17 protein-coding genes are annotated in these 18,897 nt (G+C 46.9%); 4 read left to right on the forward strand and 13 right to left on the reverse strand.

Features of this window, described 5'->3' with window-relative positions; translation table 11 throughout:
• Positions 1-17: 17 nt before the first annotated feature.
• The 10 genes from F8C67_RS10180 to F8C67_RS10225 form a co-directional block, all read right to left on the reverse strand.
• The gene (locus tag F8C67_RS10180; RefSeq protein WP_151667737.1) at positions 18-713 is read right to left on the reverse strand and encodes an SDR family NAD(P)-dependent oxidoreductase; all 696 of its coding nucleotides are present in this window, start codon (positions 711-713) and stop codon (positions 18-20) included.
• Positions 713-1,381 carry a potassium channel family protein gene (locus tag F8C67_RS10185; protein WP_151667738.1) on the reverse strand — a complete coding sequence of 223 codons (669 nt, stop codon included), beginning with the start codon at positions 1,379-1,381 and terminating at the stop codon, positions 713-715. The genes F8C67_RS10180 and F8C67_RS10185 overlap by 1 nt, the downstream gene beginning before the upstream one ends.
• A gap of 34 nt (positions 1,382-1,415) precedes the next feature.
• Positions 1,416-2,582, reverse strand: coding sequence for a cystathionine gamma-synthase (locus tag F8C67_RS10190; RefSeq protein WP_151667739.1), 1,167 nt, complete (start codon positions 2,580-2,582; stop codon positions 1,416-1,418).
• Between the two features lie 718 nt (positions 2,583-3,300).
• Complete coding sequence (gene accC / locus F8C67_RS10195; protein ID WP_151667740.1) at positions 3,301-4,644, reverse strand: acetyl-CoA carboxylase biotin carboxylase subunit; 1,344 nt, start codon at positions 4,642-4,644, stop codon at positions 3,301-3,303.
• 30 nt (positions 4,645-4,674) lie between these two features.
• On the reverse strand, positions 4,675-5,166 hold the full coding sequence (gene accB, locus F8C67_RS10200; protein ID WP_151667741.1) for an acetyl-CoA carboxylase biotin carboxyl carrier protein: 492 nt from the start codon (positions 5,164-5,166) through the stop codon (positions 4,675-4,677).
• Positions 5,167-5,192: 26 nt separating this feature from the next.
• The gene (locus F8C67_RS10205) at positions 5,193-6,194 is read right to left on the reverse strand and encodes a beta-ketoacyl-ACP synthase III (RefSeq protein ID WP_151667742.1); all 1,002 of its coding nucleotides are present in this window, start codon (positions 6,192-6,194) and stop codon (positions 5,193-5,195) included.
• Between the two features lie 158 nt (positions 6,195-6,352).
• Positions 6,353-6,541 carry a 50S ribosomal protein L32 gene (gene rpmF, locus F8C67_RS10210; RefSeq protein ID WP_151667743.1) on the reverse strand — a complete coding sequence of 63 codons (189 nt, stop codon included), beginning with the start codon at positions 6,539-6,541 and terminating at the stop codon, positions 6,353-6,355.
• 33 nt (positions 6,542-6,574) lie between these two features.
• Complete coding sequence (locus F8C67_RS10215) at positions 6,575-7,117, reverse strand: YceD family protein (protein WP_151667744.1); 543 nt, start codon at positions 7,115-7,117, stop codon at positions 6,575-6,577.
• A gap of 69 nt (positions 7,118-7,186) precedes the next feature.
• Positions 7,187-8,248 (reverse strand): 4-hydroxythreonine-4-phosphate dehydrogenase PdxA, encoded by a 1,062-nt coding sequence (gene pdxA, locus F8C67_RS10220; RefSeq protein WP_151667745.1) that lies wholly within the window; start codon positions 8,246-8,248, stop codon positions 7,187-7,189.
• On the reverse strand, positions 8,245-9,648 hold the full coding sequence (locus F8C67_RS10225) for a leucyl aminopeptidase family protein (protein WP_151667746.1): 1,404 nt from the start codon (positions 9,646-9,648) through the stop codon (positions 8,245-8,247). The genes pdxA and F8C67_RS10225 overlap by 4 nt, the downstream gene beginning before the upstream one ends.
• 211 nt (positions 9,649-9,859) lie before the next feature.
• Between F8C67_RS10225 and F8C67_RS10230 the strand changes: the two genes are divergently transcribed.
• Both F8C67_RS10230 and F8C67_RS10235 read left to right on the forward strand, forming a co-directional pair.
• Positions 9,860-12,529 (forward strand): T9SS type B sorting domain-containing protein, encoded by a 2,670-nt coding sequence (locus F8C67_RS10230; RefSeq protein WP_151667747.1) that lies wholly within the window; start codon positions 9,860-9,862, stop codon positions 12,527-12,529.
• Positions 12,529-13,125 (forward strand): riboflavin synthase, encoded by a 597-nt coding sequence (locus tag F8C67_RS10235; RefSeq protein ID WP_151667748.1) that lies wholly within the window; start codon positions 12,529-12,531, stop codon positions 13,123-13,125. The genes F8C67_RS10230 and F8C67_RS10235 overlap by 1 nt, the downstream gene beginning before the upstream one ends.
• On the opposite strand, the gene F8C67_RS10240 is transcribed toward F8C67_RS10235, so the two are convergent.
• The 3 genes from F8C67_RS10240 to F8C67_RS10250 all read right to left on the reverse strand — a co-directional run bounded on the left by F8C67_RS10240 (position 13,081) and on the right by F8C67_RS10250 (position 16,963).
• On the reverse strand, positions 13,081-13,515 hold the full coding sequence (locus F8C67_RS10240; RefSeq protein ID WP_151667749.1) for a hypothetical protein: 435 nt from the start codon (positions 13,513-13,515) through the stop codon (positions 13,081-13,083). The two genes, F8C67_RS10235 and F8C67_RS10240, sit on opposite strands and share 45 nt — an antisense overlap.
• A 302-nt stretch (positions 13,516-13,817) precedes the next feature.
• Positions 13,818-14,123, reverse strand: coding sequence for a hypothetical protein (locus F8C67_RS10245; RefSeq protein ID WP_151667750.1), 306 nt, complete (start codon positions 14,121-14,123; stop codon positions 13,818-13,820).
• Positions 14,120-16,963 carry a PD-(D/E)XK nuclease family protein gene (locus F8C67_RS10250; protein WP_151667751.1) on the reverse strand — a complete coding sequence of 948 codons (2,844 nt, stop codon included), beginning with the start codon at positions 16,961-16,963 and terminating at the stop codon, positions 14,120-14,122. Before F8C67_RS10250 ends, F8C67_RS10245 begins: the two co-directional genes overlap by 4 nt.
• Positions 16,964-17,025: 62 nt before the next feature.
• Here F8C67_RS10250 and F8C67_RS10255 point away from each other — a divergent pair, with 62 nt between their 5' ends.
• Positions 17,026-17,607, forward strand: coding sequence for a hypothetical protein (locus F8C67_RS10255; protein WP_151667752.1), 582 nt, complete (start codon positions 17,026-17,028; stop codon positions 17,605-17,607).
• A 148-nt stretch (positions 17,608-17,755) separates the two neighbouring features.
• The gene (locus F8C67_RS10260) at positions 17,756-18,877 is read left to right on the forward strand and encodes a Fic family protein (protein ID WP_151667753.1); all 1,122 of its coding nucleotides are present in this window, start codon (positions 17,756-17,758) and stop codon (positions 18,875-18,877) included.
• The last annotated feature ends 20 nt before the right edge of the window (positions 18,878-18,897 follow it).

The following is an 18,897-nucleotide window of genomic DNA, read 5'->3' on the forward strand; positions in this document are numbered from 1 at the left end:
TTCGAATGTATGTAAATCTACAAATCTCTCACTGAAAATACGTTAGAAGGAGCTCTGTCGGGCCACAAAGCCATCTTACCAATGATTTCAGCCACCTCATTTGGAGATTTTAATTCGCCTGCCTCATGCATCGATTTGAATCGCTCAATCTCTGGGAATTCCTCGGCGGATTTCGAACGTATATCCGCCTGCATCTCAGTATCCACAACACCTGGAGCAATACTGAAGAATTGGATACCCTTTTCTTCTTCAGCCCAAACGCGCGTCATCATATCTACCGCAGCTTTCGATGCACAATACGCACTCCAAGAAGGAATCGGATATTGAGCAGCACCCGACGAGATTGAAACAACTACGCGATTTGAAGCTTTGGAGTTTTTTGAGAATTGGTTCGTCCAGCGCATCACGGCAGAAACGTTCAATTCGAACAGGGAAGAAATGGAAGTTGAATCCAGCGATCCTATCGGGTTAACTGGACCCAGCCATCCTGCATTATTGATGAGAATCTCGCGCTTCGCGTTAGGGTTTAGTTCCAACGAAAGCTCGCTTCCTACTTCCGTCAAATCAACCTTGTGATGCGTGTAATTTGGATGTTCAATGGAAGTCCTGCGGCTGTAGCCATGGACGAGCGTGTCGGATTGGGCACAAAAGAACTCAGCAAGTCCTTTACCCAATCCGCTACTCGTTCCGGTGATGTGCACCACCGTACTCATTAACTGTTGATTTCTATGAATCTTTCGATGTCTCTTACCGTACCAAAGACAACAATGATGTCGCCTTTTTCTACGATGGTCTCAGCATCTGGCACACCGTAAATATGGTGTTCATTGTTCTCTTCACGAAGAAGTGTAACAAGATTCAGCTTGTACTTCTCGCGAAGTCCAATGTCCCCCAGTGTTCTACTGTAAAGTGCTTTTGGTGCTTTGATTTCAACGATTTCATATCCATCAGGAAGCTCGAAGCACATGACCACTCCTGGGTTCATCAGCTGCTCGGCCACGTTGTTTGCAACCTCATCTTCTGGACTCAAGATTTCCTGAATGCCCATTTTCTCGAGGATGCGTCGCTGCGTAGCCCCTTGCGCTCGTGCGATGATACGGCCAATCTCCATTTCTTGAAGCTGGAAACAGCAAAGAAGCAAGTCTTGGAAATTCTGACCAATGGATACGATGACCGCATCCATCTTATTCATGTCTTGCGACTCAAGTGCCTTTTGATCTGTCGCGTCGAGGGTAACCGCATAAGCCACATCCTCTCGGATAGCCTCGACTTTTTCCTCGTCGGTATCAATGGCGATCACCTCAGCTCCTTTTTGGCTCAACTTTCGAGCGATGGCGGAACCGAACTGACCGAGTCCGATAACGGCAAATTTATCTGCCATAACAATTCATTCTAAATGAGTTACAAAGGTAACTCTATCCTAGCTGGTTTAATGCATTATTGAGGTCCGCAATGAGGTCGTCTGCATCTTCGATACCAACACTCAATCGGATCAATCCATCAACCACGCCTGTCTTCATTCTTTCTTCTACTGGAATTGCGGCGTGTGTCATGCTCGCCGGGTGGCCAGCAAGAGATTCTACTCCACCGAGAGATTCGGCGAGCGTAAAGACGTTCAAGTTAGAAACAACCTTACTTGCATCTTCGAAGGTTCCGCCTTTTACAACGAACGAGATCATTCCGCCGAAGTCGCTCATCTGCTTCTTAGCCACTTCATGACCCGGATGGTCTTCAAAACCTGGCCAATAAACCTTGTCAACCTTCGGATGATTGCGGAGATATTCGGCTACGACCTTTCCATTCTTACAATGGCGCTCCATGCGAACATCCAACGTTTTGATTCCTCTAAGTGTGAGGAATGAATCCATTGGTCCACAAACGCCTCCCGCCGAATTCTGTATGAAATACAATTTCTCAGCAATGTCTTTGTCAGCAGTTGTCAGCAAACCAAGCACAACATCTGAATGGCCTCCTAGGTACTTAGTGGCACTATGAAGAACGATATCAGCACCGAGTTCAATTGGTCGTTGAAGGATTGGAGTAGCAAAAGTATTATCCACAACAAGCATCGCTCCGGCCTGCTTGGCAACTTTGGCCATCGCTTCAATATCGATGACATTCATCATCGGGTTCGTTGGGGTTTCTACCCAAATAAGTTTAGTCTTATCGTTTACGAGCTTCTCCACGTTTGCCGCATCATCCATAGCGGTAAAATGGAAAACGAGTCCGAAGTCCTGATAAATCTTTGTAAACTGGCGATAGCTTCCTCCGTAGAGGTCGTTTGTCGAGATGATTTCATCCCCGGGCTTGAGCATCTTAAGCACACAGTCAACTGCGGCTAGTCCGCTACCAAAGGCTAAACCGTATTTGCCTCCTTCTAGCGAAGCGATGCTTTTCTCCAAAGCGTGACGTGTCGGGTTCCCTGTACGTGAATACTCATACCCTTTGTGCACACCTGGAGCGGCTTGTGCATATGTTGAAGTTTGATAAATCGGAGGCATTACAGCACCCGTGCTTGGGTCATGCTCTTGGCCTCCATGAATGGCTAGCGTACCGATTTTGAGGTCGCTTTGATCTTTCATACTCAATAAATTTTGCAATGCTAAGGTATCATTTCATGTCTAATCGACCACTTAGCTAATAGACTAATGGCTGAGCTGTGGGATTGTTCATTTGGACATCCCAACCGCAAGGAAGAATGCCGTGGTGCGAAACCTGGTAGGAAGTTCGGTGGATGAATTGACTGATGTGCCAACTTAAAGGAGGCATCCCGAGAGGCGCAGCCGATTCGGGAGAGGGTTGGAGGGAAGAAAGCAAACATCTGGTGAAACGAAAAAATAGAGCAGAAGGTCGAGGTGTCAATGGTAGGAGTGGGGTGCGAAGACCTGGGGGGCCCCAACCCCACCCCCTGTGGTGAAGTTCTAAAACCTAATTGGAATTCATTCAAAGTTCAAAGGGACAAAACAGCGACAATCAGGGGACATTTCGTGGACAATCAATATGGGTGAATAACTAAGCGTTTGTAAACGTTTAATCTACGACTAGTGCTTTTCTAGTTTGTAACTTGAAACTGGGGCGGGGTTTAGAGCCCCCAACAAACCCCGCCAAAGCACTCACACAGCCCAGAACTTCCAGTCTTTAACTTCTTACCTCCCTAGAGCTACAGCCTCGAGCCTGTAGCCTCTAGCCTCCAGCCCGTAGCCTATAGTCGCTTACAAAAAAGCCCCCACACCAATCGGTGCGAGGGCCCATATCATTTGTCCGCGCAGTGTGCCACGAAGCAATTTGTTCTAAATTTTCCTATCTCTCCTCCAACACAAAGTCCTCCATGAACTTCGTGGTGTAGTTTCCTGCTAGGAAATTCTTGTCTTCCATGAGCTGACGGTGGAATGGAATAGTCGTTTTGATTCCCTCAATAACGAACTCATCCAATGCACGCTTCATCTTGTCAATCGCCTCTTCGCGTGTACGCGCTGTGGTAATCAACTTTGCAATCATAGAATCGTAATGTGGTGGAATTACGTATCCTGCGTAGCAGTGTGTATCCAAACGAACTCCATGTCCACCTGGCGCATGGAAAGAAGTGATCTTTCCTGGAGATGGGCGGAAGTTGTTGTAAGGGTCCTCCGCATTGATGCGGCATTCCATTGAATACAACTGAGGCTCATAGTTTCTTCCTAGAATCGGAATACCTGCAGCAACCTTGATTTGCTCACGAATGAGATCATAGTCGATAACCTGCTCCGTAATCGGGTGCTCTACCTGAATACGGGTATTCATTTCCATGAAGTAGAAGTTGCGATGCTTGTCAACCAAGAACTCAACTGTACCAGCGCCTTCATACTTGATGTACTCGGCAGCTTTAACAGCCGCTGCTCCCATCTTTTCACGAAGCTCTGGAGTCATGAAAGGACTTGGAGTTTCCTCTGTCAATTTCTGGTGGCGACGTTGAATTGAACAATCGCGCTCAGAAAGGTGACAAGCAGCACCAGTTTGGTCACCCACGATTTGAATCTCGATGTGACGAGGTTCCTCGATGAGCTTTTCCATGTACATGCCGTCGTTTCCGAAGGCAGCACCTGCTTCCTGACGAGCAGAATCCCAGGCTTTTTGGAGATCTTCTTTCTTCCAAACAGCGCGCATACCCTTACCCCCACCACCAGCGGTGGCCTTAAGCATTACAGGGTATCCAACTTCTTCGGCCAACTTAATGCACTCGTCGAAGTCCGCAATAATACCATCAGAACCAGGTACACATGGTACACCAGCGGCCTTCATGGTAGCTTTAGCGGTAGCCTTGTCACCCATCTTGTCGATGTGCTCTGGGCTAGCTCCAATAAACTTGATGCCGTTTTCAGCACAGATCTTGGAGAACTTGGCATTTTCTGACAAGAACCCGTACCCTGGGTGAATGGCATCTGCATTGGTGATTTCCGCTGCAGAAATGATGTTTGGAATATTGAGGTAACTCTCGCTACTCGGTGCAGGACCAATGCACACGGCCTCATCTGCGAAGCGAACGTGCAATGAATCAGCGTCTGCCGTAGAGTAAACAGCTACCGTTTTAATGCCCATTTCGCGGCATGTACGGATTACACGAAGTGCAATCTCACCACGATTGGCAATGAGTATCTTTTTGAACATAGGATCAGAATTAGGTTCTGCCCTTGGGGCTTAAGACGGATCTACCAAGAACAATGGCTGATCGTATTCAACCGGCTTCTGGTCGTCAACCAAGATCTTAACAATCTTACCAGAAACTTCGCTTTCAATCTCGTTGAAGAGCTTCATCGCTTCGATGATGCAAACAACTGCACCTGGCTTGATTTCATCACCAACTTCGCAGAAAGTATCCTTGTCTGGAGAAGGTCTGCGGTAGAAGGTTCCAATCATTGGCGACTTAATAGTGATGTACTTGCTGTCGTCCTCTGCCGCTGGTTCTGCAGCGGCCGGAGCAGCCGGAGCAGGGGCAGCAGCTGGTGCCGGAGCAGCAGCCGGAGCTGGCGCAGGTGCGGCAGCTGGTGCAGCTACATGTTGTACTACTGTTGTCGCTTCTTCACCACCGGTCTTAATGGTAATCTTGAAGTCTTCAGTCTCGAGGTTCACCTCACTTGCGCCAGACTTGGCTACAAACTTGATAAGGTTTTGGATTTCTTTTAAGTCCATATTTCGAGGGATTAGGGATATCCGAGTTAATTCTTAGGGTCAATTGCCCACTTGAGATAGATCGACCCCCAAGTGAATCCACCGCCAAAAGCAGCGAACACTAGGTTGTCTCCTTTTTTCAATTTTGAAAGGTAGTCCCACAACAAGAGCGGAAGCGTACCATTCGTCGTATTTCCGTAGCGCTGAATGTTCAACATAACCTTGTCATCATCCAAGCCCATGCGGTTTGCCGTAGCATTGATGATGCGAAGGTTTGCCTGGTGTGGAACGAGCCAATCAACATCTTCGCCTGTGAGATTGTTTCGCTCAAGAATTTGAGCACTCACATCGGCCATGTTGGTTACAGCGAACTTGAATACTTGCTGGCCTTCTTGATAAACAAAGTGCTTGTTTAATTCAACCGTTTCCTGCGAAGCTGGAAGAATCGAACCTCCTGCATCAATCTTAAGATACTGACGTCCACTACCGTCGCTGCGAAGCACCTCATCCTGAACACCATACCCTTCGGTATTTGGCTCAAGAAGGACACATCCTCCACCGTCACCGAAAATGACACAAGTGGTACGGTCTTCATAGTTGATGATGGAAGACATTTTATCTGCACCAACGACTAGTACCTTCTTATACCTGCCACTTTCTATAAACTTCGAACCTGTGGACAAGCCATATAAGAATCCGCTACATGCGGCCATCAAATCGTAGGAAAATGCATTGTTTGCGCCAATGTTGGTGGCGATGTATGCCGCTGTAGATGCTACGGGCATATCAGGTGTTGCAGTACAACAAATCACGAGGTCTACATCCGACACGTCAACACCGAACTTCGACTTCATATCGTCGACAGCACGAATGCCAAGGGTGGATGTACCTGCGCCTTCTTCCTTGAGAAGTCGACGTTCCTTGATACCGGTACGCGTGGTGATCCACTCATCAGTAGTGTCCACCATCTCTTCCAACAATGCGTTGGTCAAGCGAAATTCCGGCACATAGCCTCCAACTGCTGTAATCGCGGCTGTTACTTTGCTCATTGCGATTGGTATTAACCTAGGGCGAAAGCGGTAAAGTTAGGCCTTCACCGCGGTTCAACAAATTTTCGCTGAACTTTCTCCCTGAATAGAGGGCAAATAAAAAAGCAGACCCAATCATGTGAATGAGTCTACTTCCGCTATACGTTGTGGTAGGTCGATTACGCCTCTTCCTTCTCGAGGACAACCTTTCCTTTGTAGTACAATTTGCCTTCGTACCAGTGAGCACGGTGATAAAGGTGTGCTTCACCTGTAGTTGGGTCAACCGCAATTTGTGGTGCAGTTGCCTTGTAATGTGTACGACGCTTGTCACGGCGAGTAGTCGACTGTCTGCGCTTTGGATGTGCCATGATTCCTAATTTATAGTGCTCGTTCTGTTGAGCTTAATTCAACAAATCTTTCAATTTTGACCAACGTGGATCAACATCGTCGTCCTCATCATCATCATTCGATTCTGGTGGTGCACCCGGCATGTACTTTTCCAACAAGTCCAAGGCTTCCTCGTCTACATCTCCCTCTTCAACCTTGGGATGAATAAACTTGGTTGGCAGCGACAATACAATCAATTCATAAATGAACTGAGAGAGGTTTACTTCATACTCACCGTGCGGCAAGATCAAGATTTCATCATCATCATCGTTGTAAGCATCACCAAACTTCACAACCAAGTCAAAGCTGTTCTTCAATTCCTGATCAAATGGCTCCCCCGTAAGGTCGCACTCAACAGGAACCATACCTTTCATCTTAAAGGCAAACTCCAACATGGTGTTCTGCTTCGCTAGCTCCACCTTCACGTTCACCTTTATTCCAGGTAAGTCGTGATAATCAAATAATACGTCTAAGAACGTCTCGTCAATCTCATACTCAAAGTCATGCCGACCCAAAGGCAATCCGGAAAACACAATGTTGTAGTCCTTCTTCTTCATGGTCTCTACACGTTCTTTGAGCCCGCAAAAATACAAATCTTTCGTTACCCTTCAATATATATCTGAAAATCAACGCGAGTCACGCGTAGATTTCCCAAATGCAAGAGGGTTTTTGGTGATGTCAATATGCTGCGAACGGCTTCTGAATGCGTCAATCGCCATATATACGGCCTGTCTAAAACTACTTTCATCCGCAGTGCCATTTCCAGCAATTTCATACGCCGTACCATGGTCTGGCGACGTTCGAATGACCGGAAGACCGGCCGTGTAGTTCACTCCTTCGCCAAAATGTAGCGTCTTAAATGGTATCAATCCCTGGTCGTGATACATAGCCAATACAGCATCAAACTTCTCATATGCGCCCGAACCAAAAAATCCGTCAGACGAATAAGGCCCCATCGCCACAATTCCTTTCTCAAATGCAGTCTTTACCGCCGGCTCAATGATTTCAGCTTCCTCTTTTCCCAACAATCCTCCATCACCCGCATGTGGATTCAACCCCAAAACGGCAATCTTAGGTTTACGAATAGAAAAGTCACTTACCAAGGCATCGTTCAACTGACGAAGCTTAGCAACTATCCCCTCCATAGTGAGTTCTGCAGCTACTTTCTTCAGTGGAACATGGCCAGTAACCAAGCCTACCTTTAAATGCGTACCACATAGAATCATCAGTGGATCCGCTTCAAAGTACTCGCCCAAAAATCCGGTATGACCCGTAAACGGACGATCTTCTTTATCAATGTTGTTCTTATTTACTGGCGCAGTGACCAGCACATCAATGTGGCCCTTTTTCAAGGCTTCACTTGCAATCTCAAGCGATTTGAACGCGTAATCTCCAACAACCGGATCTTCCTTGCCAAACTCTAGGCTCACCATCTCGTTCCAGCTCTCCACCACGTTGAATCTTCCGTCTTTTGCGTCAACGGCCGACTTCACATTCTGAAACTTGAAATCGCCCTCCCCAATCGCCTTTCTGTGGTAAGACAATGCCTTACTCGACGCAAAGAGAATTGGCGTACAAAGTTCCATCATGGCCTGATCGGCGAAGGCTTTAACAATCACCTCCATACCGATTCCGTTCAAATCGCCGCACGAAATACCGACCCTCACTATCTGGTTTTCGCTACTCATGCTTTGTTCTTTAAGTAATCAAAGAGGATGCGAACTCCAACACCGGTTGCTCCTTTAGTTCTATATCCATCGGCTGCCGACAAAAATGCCGGTCCGGCAATGTCGAAATGTACATAGGGATAATCCGTGAAGTGCTCAAGGAACTTACCCGCAGTGATTGCTCCCGCTTCTGGACCTCCTATGTTCTTCATGTCCGCAATATCGCTTTTCAACATGTCGCTGTACTCTTTCCAAAATGGGAAGATGGCTAAACGCTCGTACACAGACTTACCCGAATCGCTCAAATGATCGAAGACCTTCTTCTCAGCCGTACCCATGGCCACTATCCCTTGCGTGCCAATCGCACGTGCAGCAGCACCTGTGAGCGTCGCCAAGTCGATGACCAATTTCGGATTAAACTTCTTCGCGTAGTGTAATGCATCCGCCAAGATCAATCTTCCCTCAGCATCCGTATTCATCACTTCAACAGTAGTTCCGTCATACATCGTAATCACATCTCCAGGTGTGATAGCGTTCAACCCCGGACGGTTATCCGTTGCCGGTACGAGGCCAATGACATGGACATCCAATTTAGCTTTACTAACAGCTACCATGGTTCCGATAACTGCTGCCGCTCCCCCCATGTCACTCTTCATTGTGTCCATGGCAGTTGAGGGCTTCAAACTCAAACCTCCAGTATCGTAAACAACGCCCTTACCAACCAAGATGATTGGCTTCTTATTTCTCGCATTATCTGGTTTGTACTCCATAATGCTAAACGTCGGCGGGTCAATACTTCCCTTGTTTACACCTAGAAGTCCACCCATCTTGAGCGACTCAATTTTCTTTTTGTTGAATATCTCGACGTGAAAACCACATTCTTCTCCAAGTTGCTTCGCCGTGTAGGCGAGCTTCTCTGCATTGAGCTGGAGAACCGGGGTGTTCACAAGATCACGAGCAATACATGTGGCCTCAACTCGAACCGACACTTCCTCAAAATCCTCCTTAGTACAAGAAGGCAAGAAGATGCTCACGAGTTTGTTCTTCTTCTTTTCACTGTCGCTGAACAGCTCTGTGAATTTGTAGTTCCTCAACGCACAACCCTCAGCAATTGCCGCCGCGAATTCACCTTCAATTTGAACTGCCGCTTCGTGATGCGCATTCAGCCAGCCAGCAAGTGCTGCACCCGCTCTACGCGCCGCTTCAACATGTTCGTAATTTTCTCCTTTGTTCTTGAGAATTCTTGCGAGATGGTACCTTCCCGATGATGGAATTTGAATCCAGCCCGAGAAGCTGTTCTCCGAAGCATGGTTAATGTAGGCGGCAGAGTCCGTACCGAAATGATCGATAATGGCCTGAATATCAGATGATGCAAACGCCTTAACCGCGTCAGAGGAAGCAGTGTTTTGAATAAGCGACATAGAACTGAATTAGAGTTGTGATTCAAAAGTAGCAAAAAGGAAAGGCCTTGCCTACTGCATCGCAACTAGTCTACTTTCTGCCTTACTCCATCAACCTAAACTCACTTTGCATCGTATTTACATTGAAGCCTTGTTCTGACCCCATCAAACCACTCGATTACGTACTATTTGAAAGGGCTTGCAACATTTATTGTACCTTCATGTTTTATACTTGAACACCTCATTAGTGAACCTTCAAAAGCACATCTTCACACTCCTCATCGGACTGCTCCCTTGGGTCGCTTTCGGCACGCACAACCGCGCCGGGGAAATCACGTATAGATCCCTCGGTGGCAACACCTACGAAATCACCGTAACTACTTACACGAAGGTCAGCTCACAAATCGACCGATGCGAACTCACCATCGAGTGGGGCGACGGAACCTCCAGTACCGTATACCGTGTAAATGGAGGCAACGCGCGATGTCCGAACTCCCCCGCTAGAGACGGAATAAACATCGGAAACGATATCCGACTAAACATTTATCGCGGCGAGCATACCTTCCCCACTCAAGGGTATTACACTATTTCGGTTCAAGACCTCAACCGAAACGCAGGTGTTGTAAACATCCCCAATTCGGTACAGGTCCCGTTTTATGTGAGTACAACATTGTTTGTTCGCTCTGACCTTGGACCAAACAACTCACCGACGCTGCTCAATCCTCCAATCGACCAAGGTTGTGTGAATCGTCTGTTTATCCACAACGCGGGAGCGTTTGACGAAGACGGCGACAGTCTCGCATATGAACTCGTTCAATGTAAAGGCTTGAATGGCCGCAACATTCCTGAAACGTATAACCCAAGCTTCGTTCAAGATTCGGTTGAAATCAATCCCATAACCGGCGACTTCATTTGGGATGTTCCAAAAGCTGCCGGACAGTTCAATTTCGCTTTCGTCATCAAAGAGTTCCGCAAAAACCGCCAGGGCAATTACGAACTGATGGGCAGTGTGACGCGTGACATGCAGATTGATATCGAAACGTGCTCGAACAACCCTCCGGTAATCGACCCGCTCGGCCCATTCTGTATAGAAGCTGGAAATACATTGAACTTCCAGGTGACGGCTACTGATCCTGACAACGACCCATTAGCACTCTCAGGGTCAGGAGGCCCCTTCGAAGTGACCCCATCTGCCCTCTTTCCAGATCCGGCAACTGGACCGTCTCCTCTCACAGCAAATTTCTCATGGACGCCAGGCTGCGACCAAGTTCGACTACAACCTTATTACGTGACATTCCGTGCAGAAGACATTCCTGCTACGCCACCACCTTTGGTTGGCTTAAGAACTGTTGAAATCACGGTCATCGCCCCTCGCTGCGAAAACCCAGCTGCAACGGCAAATCAAACCGTTATCGATTTGACTTGGGACGCCAACCTCTGTACCGATGCTGAAGGCTACGACCTCTATCGTCGCAACGGAACTTATGGTTATGTGCCGGCAGATTGCGAAACGGGAGTGCCAGATTTTACAGGATACGAATACATCGGATCCACAGCCGGATGGTCTTCCACCATGTACACAGATTCTGTGGAATTGGATCAGGGTGTTCAATATTGCTACATGGTTGTGGCTACCTTCCCAGATGGAAGCGAAAGCGTCGCATCCGTTGAGTTTTGCGCAGAATTGCCTCAAACGCTTCCTATCATGACCCACGTGGATGTAAACGCCACGGATGCCGTCAATGGCGAAGTTCAAGTGAGCTGGATTCATGCCCCGGAAATTGACTCAAATGCATTCCCACCGCCTTACACCTACGAATTGGAACGTGCCCCAGGAATTGACGGGACCAATTTCACGACCATCGCCACATTACCTGATACGGACACGACCTATTTGGATGCTGGCATCAATACGGTAGATGGAGGTTGGAACTACCGCGTTCGAATTTTCAATAACAACGGCACAAGTGAAATTGGAGTCTCTGGTTCAGCCTCTAGTATTTACGCAATTGCCACACCTCGCGATGAGGCGGTTCAACTCACGTTCAATTCCGTCACTCCGTGGGTTTACGATACAACCATAGTTTTCCGTGAAACTTCACCAGGTTCTGGAATTTGGGATTCCATCGGATTCACAACAACGAACGTGTACATCGATACCGGCCTGATAAATTCTACGCAATACTGTTACTACGGACTTGGAGTAGGACGTTACACCGGAACCGGCCTTCCCGCGCCATTATTGAATAGATCGCAGCAAGTCTGCTCAGAACCAGCCGACAACGAAGCACCGTGCGCTCCTGAAGTGTCATGGTTCGCCGATTGCGAAAATGCTTACTTACGACTATCATGGACCATACCTCCGGGTTGTCCGAACGACATCGTGTCCTATAACATTTACTACCGCCCAACTCCAGACGATCCATGGCCGGCAGACCCACTTGTTTCGGGAATCACCGGAACTGTGTTCGAATTCACGGAAGGGTCAATTGTAGGTTGCTATGCGGTTACCGCGGTGGATGATGCGGATATTCCAAATGAAAGCGACATCATTGAAGCTTTCTGTATTGAAGGATGTGCACAAATTCAGTTGCCGAACGTCTTTAGCCCAGATGGCGATGGAGTAAACGACTTCTTCTTCCCTGTTAGAGATGCGAATGGAAATCCGTTCTTCCGCGATATTGCCGACTTCCAAATTGACGTCTACAACCGTTGGGGTCGACTTGTATATCGCAGTACAGATCCGAATGAATTTGTCACCACAGGATGGGACGGAAATGACCGCACTACGGGAGAGCCATGTGTCGAGGGCGTTTACTTCTATATTTGCAATTACAGAGCGCGCTCGTTAGGCACGGCGCCAAGTCAAGTTCTACAAGGAAGCATTCATTTATTCCGATAATGTTCACAGGAATCATCGAGAGTTTAGGCGAAGTGGTCAACATCACTCGCGAGGGAACCAATATTCATTTTGATCTTAAGTCTGATATTACATCAGAATTGAAAATCGATCAATCGGTAGCGCACAATGGTGCCTGCCTAACCGTGGTTGAATTCCCGTCGGATAGCGTATACCGAGTGACCGCTATTGACGAAACCTTGAAGAAAACCAGCCTCGGAGAATGGGCGGTTGGACATAAGGTAAACCTGGAAAGGTGCATGATTGCGAACGGCCGTTTGGATGGGCACATCGTTCAAGGTCACGTAGACACAACCGGAATGGTTAAGAAGATTGAGAATGTGGATGGGTCTTGGAATGTGTTCATTGAACATCCTGAATCGCTCAACAACATGACAGTGCCTAAAGGGTCCATTTGTGTGAATGGCACGAGCTTGACGGTGGTTCATTCATCTCCTACTGAATTCAGCATCAGTCTTATTCCCTACACTTGGGAACACACCAATTTTCACATGTTGAAAGAAGGGGACAAGGTCAACCTAGAATTTGATATCCTAGGGAAGTACGTAAGTCAGATCTTGGCGCGCCGAGAAGGTTAATTCGGCCAACTCGGTTCTGTAGTACTCATTGAGGATTTCAAACCGCATATCATCCGCATCTAGCTGATCACGTGTTACCCATTGTACGAGATCGCGAGGAATAGCACGGTTTACACGATAAGGCCGCTTCACTGGAAAAACACGCTCTTCCCTTCCGATAGGAAGCAACTCCTTGATACGTAAGTATTCAAGAAACCTCATATACGCTTCACCAGCCCCAGCTCTGCAGCGGTGACCGCTCGCCCAAACTCCGAAAGGGGTGCTGAGTGGCAACTGATCTAACTCAACAGAACAATTTAGCTGGACGGGCATCAAAGACCTGTTAGGAAGCTCTATCTGAGCTGTGGCCTGAAGCGAAAAAAGAGTAAGAAGAACTGATAGTAGTTTCATGTTGTGCAGCTATCTACGAGCCATATTTCTAATGAACTCTCTATCATAAACATCTCCGCCATCTACCCTACTGGTGAACTGCGGAGGACAATAATACCGATCGTGAATTTCGGAACGTTCGGCAAAGCTTGGTTCCCCTATTTTAAAAGGGTCTGTTTGCGAAGCAATTCTAGGGAGACCTATGGATGGTACTGACAACTCTACCTCAATAGGTTGAATACATCTGGCTTCTAACTCAAGTGACTCCTGAGCAAGCCCGACAAAACTGAATAGGACAAGGAATGAGAGAGCAAGTCCTATTTTCATCTCCTCGGCGTATTTCTCAAATAACTCCCACTTGTGCGGGTACCCGTTCCCTCCATTGGACGAAGTATTTCAACACCTGCTTCTTTCGATTCAAAAACTTCTGCGAAGCTGCGATATCGGCAATCGATGATGTTTTTTGGAAGGGCTTTAATCTCCTCACCTACGATAACCATGGTAGCAGGCTCAATCAACTTTTCATTGTTTTCAACTGCGGGCTCAGTGCTCTCCGCGTTCGGATCAATTTGTCCCCAGCTCACAAACGGCAGGCTGAGAATTAGGATGGTGATAAATGTCTTCTTCATGATTCGTCTTCCTCTTTATGCTTAGGTTCGATGACACCTTCGGTGGAGAAGATGTCTTGTAACATTGACGTTAGAACTTGCTCAAAGGTTTGTAAATCATCCAAATAAATATCCGTCTGCGCCACTTGTCCTCTTTGAGGTTTAAGTCCAGCTTCTACCAGCCCAGCGTTATTATCTCTCAACGCGAAAATGCCAGCTTTGAAGCTCTTGACTTTCGGGAAAGCCTTTGACGCCATCCATGCATAAGCGAATAGTTGAAGCCCCTTTCCCTTCTTGTCGTCTTCCGCAAAGCGCTCTAGCTCCGGTGCCTGAACATCAGTTTCCGCAGCCATACCCGTTTTATAATCGATGACCACGAGTTTATCTCCCACGCGATCAATTCTATCGGCCGTCCCCTTCATGAGAATGGGGTATTCCACACCCTCTACTTCGATGGACTCCCTAAACTTATGTTCGACTCCAATGACCTTCCATTTGACACCTTCTGCAATATATCGAGCCGCTCGCTTGCGCTCTTCCTTTAGAAATCCGACCGTCATTTCAACCATAGCGTGGGCAATTAGGCCATTGCGCCCCGTCTCTTCTAAAGGTCGTCCATTTTCTTCCTTATAAACCGCTCTGAGCAACTTAGGCGCATCTGCTATGACCTTTTCATAATCCGAATCAGTAGGTGGGTCCACATTTTCAAAAGGTTTGTAGAAGTTCTCCAGAACTTGGTGTACCACGAGTCCCATTGTTCGATCTCCCATCACTTCTTCCACCTCATCAGCCTCTTGCATGCCGATAATGTATTTCTTGTAAAAGTCTGATGGATCATTCACCCAAGCCTGTAAGTGTGTTGGTGCTATTCCACTCTCTGCTCGCTTCCTCAATGATTCATTCAGAAACTCACCGCGTTCCAGTTTGAAGTCCTTCGCAATTTGATTTTGTTTCACCGGAGTGGTGTAAATCGACTCAACAATTGTGGTATTGGGAAACTCGCTGAACTCTCTTCGGATTTGCTCAATAAATCGACTAGCCTCGCCAGAACCAATGGATTGTGCTTCCGAATTGTAAAGAAGTACCGCATGCTTGGTTCCTTGAAGTAGTCGGTAAAAGTGATAGGCGTAGATAGCATCCTTCTCACGGTGAGTGGGCATACCTAATCCACGCTTTAGGTCATGTGGTATGAAGCTGTTATCCGACTTTCCAGCAGGCAGTGTATCCTCATTAACGTTGGTCATGACGAGTCCTTCAAAACTCAATAATCGAGTTTCCAAAACCCCCATGAGCTGTAATCCTCTGAGCGGCTCACCAAAAAAGTCCAACTTTTCCTCGCGCTGCAACTGTCGGAATAGATGAAGGGAAGTCGACATGTCCGGTTCTATCTCGAACTTCTCATACAATTGAATCAACTTGAGGCAAACCGAATGCAGCATTTTACTCGCCTCCAAATCTTCGACACTCACGTTCTCTGAATCGTGGTAGCGCGCCAAAACTTTTGCCATTTGATTCAAAAGATCGGATGGCGATTGCTCAGATAAAAGTGCGATGAAGAGAGGAGAATCCGGAAGCCATTCCGTCAATTTAGAAAGGGATAGAAATGGCGCATTGTACTTTCGAATGGACGCGGACAATCCACGTGCTTTTTGTGCACCCTCATTTCCCAACAGGAACTTGCCAAAAGGCTGAGTGATGATGCGCTCTATATCCTTGTGATAAATCTGAAATCTTCGCCCCTCCACTTTCTTCAATCGAAGAGCGCGTTCTTGAGCTTCAAAAACATGTTCTACGCTCGTGGCCAAGGTGAGTTGAGAGATGGGGAGTCCCATGGTGACATTGACCTCGTCAAACTCCATGGGAATACTATTCAGAGCGGGTAAGAGCATACCTTCGTCAGCCAGAACGAGCGCTAGACGGTCGGTGACATCCGTACCCACTTCGTGGAGGCTTGAAAGCTTTTCGGCCATGGCCTTAGCCATCCCTACTTGACGGGGCACACCTACTAGTTCAATCGTCCGTTTTTCTGTTCGAAGTGAATCGCGCACAAAACTGAACTCATTCTTCTGGAAATACGGCCAATTGGTGTATCTACGTAGGAACATTCCAGCTTCGTGCTCCTGATCTTCGAGGTAGAGTTTATCTACATCAAAAAAGATATCGCCCAATCCAGATTCTACCGCGCCTCTAATGAGTTTTGTTTCGGCTTCATTCAGCGCATTGAACCCAAGGAAGTAGACCTGCTCTGCTCCTTTTTCCTCCAAGAATTTCGACCAATCTGAGGCCGATTTCATTCGATCTGCCGCTTCCCGATAGATCAGGCCTTGATAGCCAATTTTCTCGTTCAAGAGCTGCTTGCGATAATGCTCGTATATAGGATAGAGATCGTTCCAAAACTTGAGGAACAGATCCATCATCTCAGGGGTTTCTCCCTCCACATCCCACGCCTCGAGTTTTTTAGCATCGCTGAGATTGGAGTAAAGATTCTTCGCATCGATGAGGTATCGGTCGATTTCGTTGTAGTCTTGAAGCAGTCTACTCGACCATTTGACGAATTCCTCAAAGGAATCTGGCTCGTTGGTCACAATTGCCGAATAACTCTTGTATAATGCGAATTGCAGCGTAAGCATGTCGGCTTTTTTAACACCAGAAGTTTCGGTGGCCAGCTGATCGATAACCGTGATTTGTGGCCCTAAAACTGGGGTGTCAAATTTTGAAGCGAGAATCCTGCGTAGGAATAATCCTGCCCTACGGCTAGGCAAAACAATAAGGAGCTTTGATACATTGGTACTGTGGCGAGCGATGAGCGTCTCCGCAACGAGATCGAGAAATGCTTTTGGCATGGTCTTAGCAAACGACATATTAACCTACCTTCGTAAGGTAAGATAATCGAAAGCAATCGTACAACGTAAATATTGAAACTATGAAACGCACCTACACACTTGGAATCGCATCGGTCATGATGGCCTTCGCACTAGTAAGCTGCGGTGGTTCCGACCCAGTTGTTCAAGAGGATGAAGTAGTCATCAACATTCCTTGTTCTGGTCCAGAGTATTTTACAGATGATGAAGCCTTCCGCGCCAATGCATTTGGCGAGAGCATCGATATGATGACGGCCAAGCGCAAAGCGATGAGCAACGCTAAAGCTCAGTTGGCTGGTGATATTGAGAGCGTGATGAAGCTCGTTGGAGACAACTACGTGATGAGCCGTGAGCTCAACAACCGTGAGGAAGTTCTCGAGCGCTTTGAAGAAAACGCGAGAACTGTAGTTAACCAAACCCTTCGTGGCATTCGTCAAATTTGCGAAGTGAACACAAAGGTGAAGCAAGACGGCGACCAGGATCTCTATCGTTACTATGTAGCTATTGAGCTTTCTGCAGAGAACCTTGCACAGAGCTACTACCAATCTTTGAGCGACGACGAAGTAGTTAAGATTGACTACAACTACGAGCGCTTCAAAGAGACCTTTGAAGAAGAAATGGAAAACTATCGCAGCAACCGATAGAAGACATAGACACTGAGAAATGAATCCCTCGTTCTTCCTTAGAGCGGGGGATTTTTTATGCAAATGAAATTCGGATGAGCTATAAATGGTGTACTTATAGCTCAAAAATACCTACTTTTATGAGCTATAAACGAAGCAGATATAGCTCATGCCTTGGAATTGGCAACATAAAAAATGGCCGAACTTTGATTACAACCTCGACTTGATCGAAGAATTCGAACGATCATTTTTGAAGAAATCGGGGGAACTCATTGGTAGCATCAAGCATCTTAACGATGAGGATACCGACTCCGTAAAGGTTACTCTCCTAAGTGAAGAGGCCTTTCAAACATCCAAAATCGAAGGTGAATTGCTTGAACGAGACTCTTTGCATTCATCCATTCGAAAGCATTTTGGTCTCAAGACAGATAACAGAAGAGTAGGGCCAGCAGAGAGAGGAATTTCTGAGATGATGGTAAATCTATATCAGAATTGTGCTTCGCCATTGGATCACGATCAGCTTTTCGATTGGCACAGGATGTTAATGAATGGACGAAGTGATTTGGATGACTTTGGTACGTACAGAACACATGAAGACCCCATGCAAATCATATCGGGTCCAATTGAGTTTCCCACAGTCCATTTTGAAGCACCACCCTCAATAAGGGTCAATGATGAAATGGAGCAATTTGTTAAGTGGTTCAATGATTCAGAAAACACCCTAGGCCATAGCCATCCATTAGTTAGAGCTGGGATAGCACATATTTACTTCGAAAGTATACACCCATTCGAAGATGGTAATGGAAGAATTGGGAGAGCGCTCTCCGAGAAATCGCTTTCTCAAAATATCGGGCAACCTACGTTGATTGCCTTGTCTCATACCATAGAGCAAAATAAGAAGTCGTATTACGAAGCCCTGCATCGTGCGAGCATTGATATCGACATCACGGAATGGCTTGTTTACTTCTCCAATATCACCTTAGAAGCTATCCATTATTCGCAAAGCACGATTGAGCTTCTCGTTGAAAAATCAAAATTCTTTCACCAATTTCAAGGCAAACTCAATGAAAGACAACATAAAGTAGTGCTGCGATTATTTGCAGTTGGCATCGGCGGATTTATTGGAGGATTGAGCGCTGAAAACTATATCGCCATAACTAGAACTACGGCATCGACCGCAACGCGAGATTTACAAAAACTCGTAGAAATGGGAGCTTTCAAGCGTACCGGAGAACGAAAAGGAACGAGATACTCACTTAACATTGATCATAATCACGCTTCCTTTAAGTAAAGTGTAGGAATCGAAATGGA

Origin of the sequence: Phaeocystidibacter luteus, assembly GCF_008933115.1 — a bacterium.
GTDB lineage: Bacteria > Bacteroidota > Bacteroidia > Flavobacteriales > Schleiferiaceae > Phaeocystidibacter > Phaeocystidibacter luteus.

What these genes read in the sequence shown, in the direction of transcription:
- F8C67_RS10180 (WP_151667737.1), bottom strand. Translation starts at nt 713, where the DNA reads ATGAGTACGGTGGTGCACATCACCGGAACGAGTAGCGGATTGGGTAAA.
- F8C67_RS10185 (WP_151667738.1), bottom strand. Translation starts at nt 1,381, where the DNA reads ATGGCAGATAAATTTGCCGTTATCGGACTCGGTCAGTTCGGTTCCGCC.
- F8C67_RS10190 (WP_151667739.1), bottom strand. Translation starts at nt 2,582, where the DNA reads ATGAAAGATCAAAGCGACCTCAAAATCGGTACGCTAGCCATTCATGGA.
- accC (WP_151667740.1), bottom strand. Translation starts at nt 4,644, where the DNA reads ATGTTCAAAAAGATACTCATTGCCAATCGTGGTGAGATTGCACTTCGT.
- accB (WP_151667741.1), bottom strand. Translation starts at nt 5,166, where the DNA reads ATGGACTTAAAAGAAATCCAAAACCTTATCAAGTTTGTAGCCAAGTCT.
- F8C67_RS10205 (WP_151667742.1), bottom strand. Translation starts at nt 6,194, where the DNA reads ATGAGCAAAGTAACAGCCGCGATTACAGCAGTTGGAGGCTATGTGCCG.
- rpmF (WP_151667743.1), bottom strand. Translation starts at nt 6,541, where the DNA reads ATGGCACATCCAAAGCGCAGACAGTCGACTACTCGCCGTGACAAGCGT.
- F8C67_RS10215 (WP_151667744.1), bottom strand. Translation starts at nt 7,117, where the DNA reads ATGAAGAAGAAGGACTACAACATTGTGTTTTCCGGATTGCCTTTGGGT.
- pdxA (WP_151667745.1), bottom strand. Translation starts at nt 8,248, where the DNA reads ATGAGTAGCGAAAACCAGATAGTGAGGGTCGGTATTTCGTGCGGCGAT.
- F8C67_RS10225 (WP_151667746.1), bottom strand. Translation starts at nt 9,648, where the DNA reads ATGTCGCTTATTCAAAACACTGCTTCCTCTGACGCGGTTAAGGCGTTT.
- F8C67_RS10235 (WP_151667748.1), top strand. Translation starts at nt 12,529, where the DNA reads ATGTTCACAGGAATCATCGAGAGTTTAGGCGAAGTGGTCAACATCACT.
- F8C67_RS10240 (WP_151667749.1), bottom strand. Translation starts at nt 13,515, where the DNA reads ATGAAACTACTATCAGTTCTTCTTACTCTTTTTTCGCTTCAGGCCACA.
- F8C67_RS10245 (WP_151667750.1), bottom strand. Translation starts at nt 14,123, where the DNA reads ATGAAGAAGACATTTATCACCATCCTAATTCTCAGCCTGCCGTTTGTG.
- F8C67_RS10250 (WP_151667751.1), bottom strand. Translation starts at nt 16,963, where the DNA reads ATGTCGTTTGCTAAGACCATGCCAAAAGCATTTCTCGATCTCGTTGCG.
- F8C67_RS10255 (WP_151667752.1), top strand. Translation starts at nt 17,026, where the DNA reads ATGAAACGCACCTACACACTTGGAATCGCATCGGTCATGATGGCCTTC.
- F8C67_RS10260 (WP_151667753.1), top strand. Translation starts at nt 17,756, where the DNA reads ATGCCTTGGAATTGGCAACATAAAAAATGGCCGAACTTTGATTACAAC.